The 10,509-nt window shown below is 76.8% G+C and carries 2 protein-coding genes and 1 pseudogene; all 3 read left to right on the forward strand.

Annotation, left to right across the window (positions count from 1 at the left end):
* The first annotated feature begins 282 nt into the window (after window positions 1-282).
* Window positions 283-7,473, forward strand: coding sequence for an SDR family NAD(P)-dependent oxidoreductase (locus tag ACQRUO_RS09100; RefSeq protein WP_428315244.1), 7,191 nt, complete (start codon window positions 283-285; stop codon window positions 7,471-7,473).
* Between the two features lie 47 nt (window positions 7,474-7,520).
* The gene (locus ACQRUO_RS09105) at window positions 7,521-10,352 is read left to right on the forward strand and encodes a beta-ketoacyl synthase N-terminal-like domain-containing protein (protein WP_428315246.1); all 2,832 of its coding nucleotides are present in this window, start codon (window positions 7,521-7,523) and stop codon (window positions 10,350-10,352) included.
* A pseudogene (locus ACQRUO_RS09110) lies at window positions 10,327-10,509 on the forward strand (IS701 family transposase); the annotation flags it as partial. The gene ACQRUO_RS09105 and the pseudogene ACQRUO_RS09110, both read left to right, overlap by 26 nt.

Consider the following 10,509-nt stretch of genomic DNA (forward strand, 5'->3'; position numbering starts at 1 on the left):
GCGAGCCCGGAGCTGCGACGCACGGTCGGATCAGGGGCAACTCCCATCACAGCTCCCGCGGTTGCTCACGTTCCGCTTCGGGACACGAAAGCGACGCATCCATTGACATGTACGCGCAGCCTGGGTTTAACCTGACTGCCCTTACCACTCAGTAGTCTCGATGTTGGACCGGATCGCGGGACGGCGCAATGGCGCCTCGCCATCCCGGCGCAGGGCTGCTCGCGGCGGCCCTCCGAACTCGCTCATGCCCCCACCTGCACCATGATGCAAACCGGAGCGTCCATGAGGCCCTACTGTTCGCCGTGCTCGCCGACCGATGTCGTCATCGGGATCACCCCCTTCCACTTACCGGACGCCGGGCTCGTCGAGGCCCTGCGCCACGCGGGTGCAATGGGCGTACTGGACCTGGGCGTTGGCGATCGACGGTCGCGCGTCGAGCTGGCCAGGCTCCGCGGAGGTGGATCGCCCGGGTACGGCGTCCGGGTGGGGCCCGGGTGTCGGATGGCTCCCGGCGAACTGCGCGCCGCGGGCGGTGCCGGCCCGAGCGTCGTCGTGCTGGCGGCGGACGTCCCGGGCTGGGAAGTCTCCGAACTCCGGTCGGGACACCGGGTGCTGGCCGAGGTGACGGACCTGGCGCAGGCGCGGGCCGCCGTGCGCGCCGGGGCCCACGGGCTGCTCGCGCGCGGTGGCGAGAGCGGCGGCCGGGTGGGGGAGTTGAGCACGTTCGTGCTGCTCCAGCACCTGCTGTCCGCGGCGGGGATCGAGGTGCCGGTCTGGGCCTGGGGCGGCATCGGGCTGCGCACGGCCGCGGCGGCGGTGGCGGGCGGGGCCGCCGGGGTGGTGCTGGACAGTCAGCTCGCGCTGTTGGCGGAGTCCGCGGTGCCGGCGGAGGTTGCGGCGGCCGTGCGCGGCCTGGACGGTTCCGAGACGACCGTGGTGGACGGCTGGCGCGCGCTGCGCAGTACCCGGCGGGGCCACCCGACAAGCCCGCAGCCAACCGGCGCCCAAGCAGCACGCCCGCACGCACCAGGCTCCCAGTTCGACCTGCCGGTCGGTCAGGACGGCTTCCTGGCACCGCTGTTCGCCGAACGCCACGGCACGGTCGGTCGTGCGGTGCGCGCGGTGCGCGAGGCGGTCGCGGAGGGCCTGCAGGTGGTGGCGGCGCCGGGTGCGGCCGCGGCCCTGGTCGGTCCCGGCGCGCCGCTGGGCCGGGCACTGGGCACCCGGCTGCCGGTGGTGCAGGGGCCGATGACCCGGGTCAGCGACCAGCCGGGATTCGCCGCGGCGGTGGCCGCGGCCGGCGCACTGCCGTGCGTGGCACTGGCGTTGGCCGGCGCGGAGCGGACCCGCGAGCTGCTCGCCGCGACCGCCGCCGCGGTCGGCGGACTGCCGTGGGCCGTCGGCGTGTTGGGCTTCGCCCCGGCCGAGGTGCGGGAGGCCCAGCTGGCCGAGGTGCTGGCGGCCGGACCCAGCCACGCGGTGATCGCCGGCGGGCGGGCCTCGCAGGCCCGGCGGCTGGAGGAGGCGGGGATCCGCACCTTCCTGCACGTACCGTCGCCCGGGTTGCTGCGGCAGTTCCTGGAGGACGGTGCCCGCAGATTTGTCTTCGAAGGCTCGGAGTGCGGCGGGCACGTCGGCCCGCGGTACAGCTTCCCGCTCTGGGAGGCGCAGTTGGCGGTACTGGAGGAGCACCTGGCCGCGGCCCCGGCGTGCGGGCCGGTGGAGGTGCTGTTCGCCGGTGGCGTGCACGACGCGCGGTCCGCGGCGATGGTGGCGGCGATGGCCGCGCCGCTGGCGGCTCGGGGGCTCGCGGCGGGGGTGCTGATGGGGACGGCGTACCTGTTCACCGAGGAGGCGGTGGCGCGCGGGGCGGTGCAACCGCAGTTCCAGCGGCAGGTGCTGGCGGCGGACGGCACCGAGCTGCTGCAGACCGCGCCCGGGCACGCCACCCGATGCGTGCCGAGCCCGTTCACCGCGGAGTTCCGGGCGCTGCGCGAGCGGTTGCGGGCGGACGGCCGGATGGGCCGCGAGGCCTGGGAGCGGCTGGAGCGGCTGAACGTGGGCCGGCTGCGGATCGCCGCCAAGGGCGTCGACCGGGTGGCGGGGGTCCTCGCCCCGGTGGACGCGCGGGGGCAACTGGAGCGGGGCATGTTCATGGCCGGGCAGGTCGCGGTGCTGCGCGCGGCCACCACGACACTGGCCGCGCTGCACGCCGAGGTGAGCACCGGCGCGGCCGGCTTCCTGGCGGCCCGGGCCGCCGAGCTGACGGAGCCGCTGGGGCTGCGCCAAGGCATCGAGACGGTGGCCGGGCCCGAGGCCAGGCCCGAGCCTGCACCGCTGCGGATCGCGGTGGTCGGCATGGCCGGCATGTTCCCGCAGGCCCCCGACCTGCCGGCGTTCTGGGCGAACGTGGTGGGCGGGGTGGACGCGGTGACCGAGGTGCCCGCCGAGCGCTGGGACCCGGCCCGCTACCACGCCACCGCCGGCGAGCCCGGGACCACGCCCTCCAAGTGGGGCGGCTTCCTGCCGCCGATCCCGTTCGACCCGCTGGACTACGGCATCCCGCCCGCCGCCCTGAGCAGCGTCGAGCCGGTGCAGCTGCTGGCGCTGGAAGCGGCCCGGCGGGCGTTGCAGGACGCCGGGTACGACGCCGGCCAGGGCGCGGGCCAGGGCGCGGGCCAGGGCGCGGGCCAGGCCGCGGGCCAGGGCGCCGGCCAGGGCGCCGGCCAGGGCGCGGGACGGAGCGCCGGACAGAGCGGAGGCCAGGGCCGTGGACGCCCCTTCGACCGCTCCCGCGCCGCCGTGGTGTTCGGCGCCGAGGCGGGCAGCGACCTGTCGAACGCGGGCGTGCTGGCGGCCGTGCTGCCCGCCTACCTGGACACCGTCCCGCAGGCGCTCGCCGAGCAACTGCCGCCGCTCACCGAGGACTCCTTCGCCGGCATGCTGGCCAACGTCATCTCCGGGCGGATCGCCAACCGGCTCGACCTGGGCGGCGCCAACTTCACCGTGGACGCCGCCTGCGCCTCCTCGCTGGCGGCGCTCGACGTGGCCTGCAAGGAACTGGTGGCGGGCACCAGCGACCTGGTGCTGTGCGGCGGCGCGGACCTGCACAACGGGATCAACGACTACCTGCTCTTCGCCTCGGTGCACGCGCTCTCGCCGACCGGCAGGTCCCGCCCGTTCGACGCGTCGGCGGACGGGATCACCCTCGGCGAGGGGGTGGGCTGCCTGGTGCTGAAGCGGCTGGCGGACGCGGAGCGCGACGGCGACCGGGTGTACGCGGTCATCGAGGGCGTCGGCAGTGCCAGCGACGGCCGGTCGCTGGGGCTGACCGCGCCCAGCCCCGACGGGCAGCGGGCGGCCCTGGAGCGCGCCTACCGCAGCGCCGGGATCGGGCCGGCCGAGGTGGGGCTGGTGGAGGCGCACGGCACCGGGACGGTGGTCGGCGACCGCACCGAACTGGCCACCCTGAACGAGGTCTTCAGCCGGGCCGGCGCGGCACCGCGGAGCTGCGCCCTGGGGTCGGTCAAGTCGCAGATCGGCCACACCAAGTGCGCGGCCGGCCTGGCGGGGCTGATCAAGGCCTCGCTGGCGCTGCACACCGGGATCAAGCCGCCGACCCTGCACCTGGAGCAGCCGAACCCGGCCTGGCAGAACGGCGACAGCCCGTTCGTCTTCCATGCCGAGGCCCGGCCGTGGGTCGCGCCGCCCGCCGAACGGGTGGTCGGGGTCAGCGCGTTCGGCTTTGGCGGCACCAACTTCCATGCCGTGCTGCGTGGGTACGACGGTCCGGCCCCGGTGCACGGGCTGCAGGAGTGGCCGGCCGAGCTCCTCACCTTCCGGGGCGGTGACCGGGCGGCTGCGCTGCGCGCGGTGGCACGGCTCCGGGACGAGGCGCAGGCGCAGGGCACGCCGTGGCGGCTGCGCGACCTGGCGCTGGTGGCCGCCGACCGGGCGCAGGCGGCGACCGGGCCGGTGCAGGTGGCGGTGGTCGCCCGCGACGTCGCGGAGCTGGTCGTGCTGCTGGGCCGGGCCCTGGCGGAGGAGAGCGACCCGGCCGCCGGGCTGCACCTGGCCGAGCAGCGCGCAATGGTCGGGAGCGAGTCAGCAGGCGAGGTGGCACGCGGCGACGTGGCCTTCCTCTTCCCCGGGCAGGGCAGTCAGCGCCCCGGCATGTGCGCGGACCTGTTCGCGGCCTTCCCCCGGCTGCAGCGGCACCTGCTGCCGGGACGGGCGTACGCGGACGCGCTGTACCCGCCCACGGCCTTCACCCCGCAGGCGCGGCAGCGGCAGCGCGCCGTCCTGACCGACACCCGGGTGGCCCAACCCGCGCTCGGCATGGTCGGGCTGGCGGTCCATGAGCTGCTGGAGCTGGCGGGCGTGCGACCGCAGCAGGCCGCGGGGCACAGCTACGGCGAGCTGGTGGCGCTCTGCGCGGCGGGCGCGTTGGCGCCCGAGGAGCTGCCCGCGATCAGCGCGGACCGGGCGCACGCGATCCTGGACGCCGTCGGCGAGGGCGGCGACCCGGGCGCGATGGCCGCCGTGGTGGCCGGCGCCGAACAGGTCGAGGAGGTGCTGCTGGCCGGTGGACTGGCCGGCCGGGTCGTCGCCGCGAACCACAACGCCCCCGATCAGACGGTCGTCTCCGGCGGGACCGAGGAGGTGGCGAGCGCCACCCGACTGCTGACGGCCGCCGGGTACGGCGTGACCCGGCTGCCGGTGGCCTGCGCCTTCCACAGCCCGCTGGTGGCGGGCGCGGGCGAGCGGTTCGCCGCGGCACTGGCCGACCGGATGGTGCGCGGCCCGGAGTTCACGGTCTGGGGGAACCGCGCGGCCGCGCCCTACCCGGCGGATCCGGCGGCGGTGCGCGGCGAGCTGGCCGCGCAGATCGGCGCCCCGGTGCGCTTCGCGGAGCAGATCGAGGCGATGTACGCGGCGGGCGCCCGGGTGTTCGTCGAGGCCGGGCCCGGGTCGGTGCTGACCCGGCTGGTCTCGCGGGTGCTGGGTGGGCGTCCGCACCGGGCGGTGTCGGTGGAGGGACGCCGGGGCGGCCTGCCCGGCTTCCTGGACGCGTTGGCCGAACTGGCTGTCGCCGGGGTGCCGGTGCACGCCGGCCGCCTGCTGCGCGGCCGTGCCGCGGTGGACGCGGGCCGGGCGGGGACCTCGCGCCGGCCCGGCTGGACGGTGGACGGGCACCTGGTGCGCACCGCCGACGGAGCACTCCTGCCCGGTGCGCTGGCACCGGCCCGACCCGTAGCTGGAGACCTCGTGACGACACAGGAACCGCAGGCGAACGCCCAGCACGGCGCCGGGGACGCCCTGGTGGCGGAGTTCCTGCGCAGCAGCCGGGAACTGATCGCGGCTCAGCGGGACGTGCTGCTCGCCCATCTCGCCGGGGCGGGCGGCCTGCCGCAGGTCTCGGTGACGGTCCCGCCGCTCCCGCCGGTCCCGGTGGTGCGCACGGTCCCGGAACCGGTGGCGGCGGTGCTGCCGGCGGTCGCCGGGGTGACGCCGCCGAACGACAGCGGCGCCGGGGCGGCCACCAGGTTGCCCGACGCGGCGCAGCCCGGCCTCGGTGCGGCCGAGGTGCTGCGTGCGGTGGTGGAGGTGATCGCCGAGCGCACCGGCTACCCGGCCGACATGATCGAACCCGGCCTGGACCTCGAGGCGGACCTCGGCATCGACTCCATCAAGCGCACCGAGATCGTCGGCCGACTCGCCCGCCGGCTCGGCGCAGGCCGGGGCGGCGAGCTCGCCACGCTCGGGGACGAGGAGATGGAGCAGCTCTCCCGGGCCCGCACCGCGGCCGCGATGACCGGCTGGCTGATCGAGCGGTTGCCCGGTGCCGACCTCGGCGCTCCGCAGCCGACGGTGGCAGCGGAACCGGTGGCGCCGGCGGAGCCGGTGGTGACCGGGGAGCCGGACGAGCCGGCGGACATCGTCGGCCACGAGCCCGTCCGCCTGGAGTTCACCACCGTGCCGCTGGACGCCCCGGCCGCGGCGCCGCAGTCACTGGCCGGCCGGCGGTTCGCGGTGCTGGGCACCGACGGCGGCCCGGTCGCCGAGGCGCTGGCTGTGCGGCTGGCCGCGGCCGGGGCGCAACTGCTGGCGTTCGAGGCGGAGCACGAACTGGACGCGTCCCACGGCCCGGTGGACGGCGTGCTGCTGCTGGACCCGCTGCGCGAGGACGGCCCGCCGGTCCTGCCGGGCTGCGTGCCCGCCTGGCGCAGCGCCTTGGCCACGGCACCCCGCCGGCTGATCGCCGCCCGCAACGCGCCACCGTCCGGGGCCGGCCGCGCGGACGGCCTGCGCGGCCTGTTCCGCTCGTTGAGCCGCGAGTACCCGCGGACCACGGTCCGGCTCGTCGAGTTCGACGGCGACGTCGCCCCGGACCAGCGGGCCCGCACCCTGGTCGACGAGCTGCTGGCCGACGAGGTCCCGTTCGACGAGGTCCCGGCCGATGACGTGTCGGCCGACCGGTCGCCGGCCGAGCACCGCGAGCCCGTGGTGCTGCACGGCGCGGCCGGACGCCGGGGCCTGGCGCTGGTGGAGCGCCCGCTCGGCCTACTGGGCAGCACCGGTGCCGGGCCCGCCGGCGACGGCGCGGCGGAGGCGGGCGCGCTGGGGCTGGGCCGCGACGCGGTGGTCCTGCTGGTCGGCGGCGCCCGTGGCATCGCCGCGCGCTTCGCGGCGACGCTCGCGGCGGCCTCGCGCTGCCGCCTGGAGCTGCTGGGCCGCAGCACGCCACCGCAGGGCGGCGAGAGCCCGGCGGTGGCCGCCGCCGCGGACCGGGCGGCGCTGCGGTCCGTGCTGTCCCGGCAGGGCGTGCCGCTGGCCGAGGTCGACCGCACCGCGGCCCGGCTGCTGGCCGGGCGCGAGGTCGCGCGGACGCTCGACGAGCTGTCCGCGCTGGGTTCGCCCGCGCGCTACCAGGTGGTGGACGCGGCCGACGCGGCGGCCCTGCGGCAGGCGGTCAAGGAGATCCACGCGGAGCACGGACGGCTGGACGGTGTGGTCTTCGCCGCGGGCGTGATCGAGGACAAGGTGTTCGCCGAGAAGGACCCGGAGTCGTTCCGGCGGGTCTTCGCCACCAAGGCGGACGGCGCGCGGGCCCTGCTCGACGCGCTGGGCGAACTGCCGGCCGGGCCGCGGTTCACCGTGCTCTTCGGCAGCCTGGCCGCCGCGCTCGGCAACCGCGGCCAGAGTGACTACGCGGCGGCCAACGACGCCTTGGAGGAGCTGGGCGCCCGCTGGTCACGGCGGACCGGGCGCCGGGCGCTGACCGTGCACTGGGGCCCGTGGGCGCCCGCCGGTGCGCACGTCGGCATGGTCTCGCCGGAGCTGGCCCGCGACTACGCCCGGCGCGGCGTGCGGCTGATCGACCCGGACGCGGGCACCCTGGCCCTGCTGCGCGAGCTCGCCTGGGGCGAGGAGTCGCTGCGGTCCGTGGTCTACACCGCCTCGGGCTGGTGAGGGCAGCGGTGACGGGCGGTCAACTGCCGCCGGTGGCCGTGGTGGGCATGGCGGTGCTGCTGCCGGGCGCCCCCGACCTGGCGACCTACTGGCGGAACCTGGTGGAGGGCGTCGACGCGATCACCGAGGTGCCCGAGGGCCGTTGGGACGCGGCCTACTACGACCCGGCGGCTGCGGTCGGACCGGTGCGACCCGACCGGCTCTACTGCCGGCGCGGCGGCTTCGTGGACCGGCTCGCCGAGGTCCGGCCGACCGAGTTCGGCATCATGCCGACCTCGGTGCCCGGCACCGAGCCCGACCAGCTGATCGCCCTGCGGGTGGCTGCGGCCGCCATCGAGGACGCCGGTGGCCCGGACCGGCTGCCCGACCGCGACCGGGTCGGGGTGGTGCTGGGCCGGGGCGGGTACCTCACACCGGGCCTGGTCCGGCTCGACCAGCGGGTGCGCGGGGCGCACCAGCTGGTCCGCACCCTCGGCGAGCTGCTGCCCGAGCTGACCGACGACCAACTCGCCCGGGTGCGCTCGGCGTTCACCGACCGGCTGGGTCCCGACCGGCCGGAGTCCGCGATCGGCCTGGTGCCCAACCTCGCCGCCTCCCGGCTGGCCAACCGGCTCGACCTGCGCGGCCCCGCCTACACGGTGGACGCGGCCTGCGCCTCCTCACTGGTCGCGGTCGACCAGGCGGTGGGCGAGCTGGCGGTCGGCCGCTGCGACCTGGTGCTGGCCGGCGGCGTGCACCACTGCCACGACGTCACGCTGTGGAGCGTCTTCGCCCAACTGCGGGCGCTCTCCCGCAGCCAGCGGATCCGCCCGTTCCACCGGAACGCCGACGGACTGCTGATCGGCGAGGGCACCGGCGTGGTGGCGCTCAAGCGGCTCGCCGACGCGCAGCGGGACGGCGACCGGATCTACGCGGTGATCCGCGGCACCGGCGTGGCCAGTGACGGCCGGACCGCGGGCCCGGCCGCCCCGGACCCGGGCGGTCAGGGCCGGGCGGTGCGGGCGGCCTGGCGGGCGGCGGGGCTGGACCCGGCGGCCCGCGGGGCGCTGGGCCTGCTGGAAGCCCACGGCACCGCGACCCCGGCCGGCGATGCAGCCGAACTCGCCACCCTGGCCGAGGTGTTCGGTCCGGCGCCGACCGGGCAGCCGCGGGCGGTGCTCGGCTCGGTGAAGTCGATGATCGGCCACACCATGCCGGCCGCCGGCGTCGCCGGACTGGTCAAGGCGGCCCTGGCCGTGCACCACGCGGTGCTGCTGCCCACCCTGCACTGCGAGGAGCCGCACCCCGCGCTGGCCGGCACCCGGTTCCGGACCCTCGGCGCCGCGCAGCCCTGGTGGACCCCGGACGGCACGCCCCGGCGAGCCGGGGTGAACGCCTTCGGCTTCGGCGGGATCAACGCCCACGTGGTGCTGGAGCAGGCCCCGGACCAGGTGCCGGCCCGTCGGGCTCCGGTGCGGCCGAGCGCCGTCGTGACCGAACCCGAACGGGTGCTCAGGCTCGCCGCCGAGGGGCCCGAACAGCTCGCCGCCCTGCTGGCCGCCGAGGACCGGGCCGTGCTCGCCGCGGGCCTGGCGGAACCGGACCGGAACGCGCCGCGCTGCCGGCTGGCCGTCCCCGACCCGAGCGCCAAGCGGCTGGCGCTGGCTCGCCGCGCGGTCGCCAAGGGACGCCCCTGGCGCGGGCGCAGCGACCTTTGGTTCGTCTCCGAACCCCTGCTCGGCGCCGACCTGGCGGGTCGGGTGGCCTTCCTCTTCCCAGGCCTGGAAGGTGAGTTCGCCCCGCGGGTGGACGACGTCGCCGACCACTTCCGGCTGCCCCGCCCGGTGCTGACGGGCGGCGTGGGCGATGTCGGGCGACACGGCGCGGCCGTGGTCGCGGTCGGTCGGCTGCTCGATGCGGCGCTGCGCCGGATCGGGGTGCGGCCGGACGCGGTGGCCGGACACAGCGTCGGGGAGTGGACGGCGATGGTCGCCGCCGGCCTGTACTCCGGTGCCTCGGTGGACGCCTTCCTGGAGTCCTTCGACCCCGACGCCCTGCAGGTGCCGGGGCTCGCCTTCGCCGCCCTCGGCGCCCCGGCCGGCGAGGTGAGCGCGGCGCTGGCAACGGTGGACGGCATGGCGCAGGTCGTGCTCTCCCACGACAACGCCCCGCAGCAGTCGATCGTCTGCGGCCCGGAGGAGCCCGTCGGGCAGCTGGTGCGCTGGTTCCGCGCCCGCGGCGTGCTGGGGCAGGTGCTGCCGTTCCGCTCCGGCTTCCACACCCCGATGCTGGCGCCCTACCTGGCACCGATCCGGCAGGCGGCCGAGCGCTTCGACCTGCACCGGCCGACCGTGCCGCTCTGGTCCGGGACCACGGCAGCACCGTTCCCCGCCGCCGAGGCCGAGGTGCGCGCCCTCTTCCTGCGCCACCTGCTGGAGCCGGTGCGGTTCCGTCCGCTGGTCGAAGCCCTCTACGCGGCCGGCTTCCGGGTCTTCGTCCAGCTGGGCGGCGGGCAACTGACCTCCCTGGTGGGCGACACGCTCGGCGAGCGCGAGCACCTGGCGGTCTCGGCGAACTCCCCGCACCGCGACGGAATGGCCCAGCTGCGTCGGCTCGCCGCCGCGCTCTGGGCGGACGGTGCCGAGCCGCGGGCGGCCGCGCTCACCCCGGTGGTCTCCCGCCCGGCGGCCGAGCAGCAGCATCCGGCGATGCGCCTGGACCTCGGTGGCGCGCTGGTCTCGCTGGAGCCGGCCGCGCGCGACGGCCTCCGTGCCGAACTGGCCGCCACGGCGGGCCGCCCGAGGCCGCCGCACCGCTCTAGTACTGCAACGGTGCTTACCGTGACGGTTGTCGGGTTCGCTCGTTGGGCTGTTCATGGGTGGGGACATATCCGAGGTTGATGCTCGTCGCTGGTCAAACGGGTTGGCCGGACTACATGAGCGGTTTGCCGACCGGTTCGCGCGAAGTGAGTCGCGGGAGTCGGCGCTGGCCTACATGCGGGGCCTGCTGGCGCCGTTGGAGCGCAAGAACGGGTGGACGGTGGCCGAGGAGGCCGGC

It is taken from the genome of Kitasatospora sp. LaBMicrA B282 (assembly GCF_050325825.1).
GTDB lineage: Bacteria > Actinomycetota > Actinomycetes > Streptomycetales > Streptomycetaceae > Kitasatospora.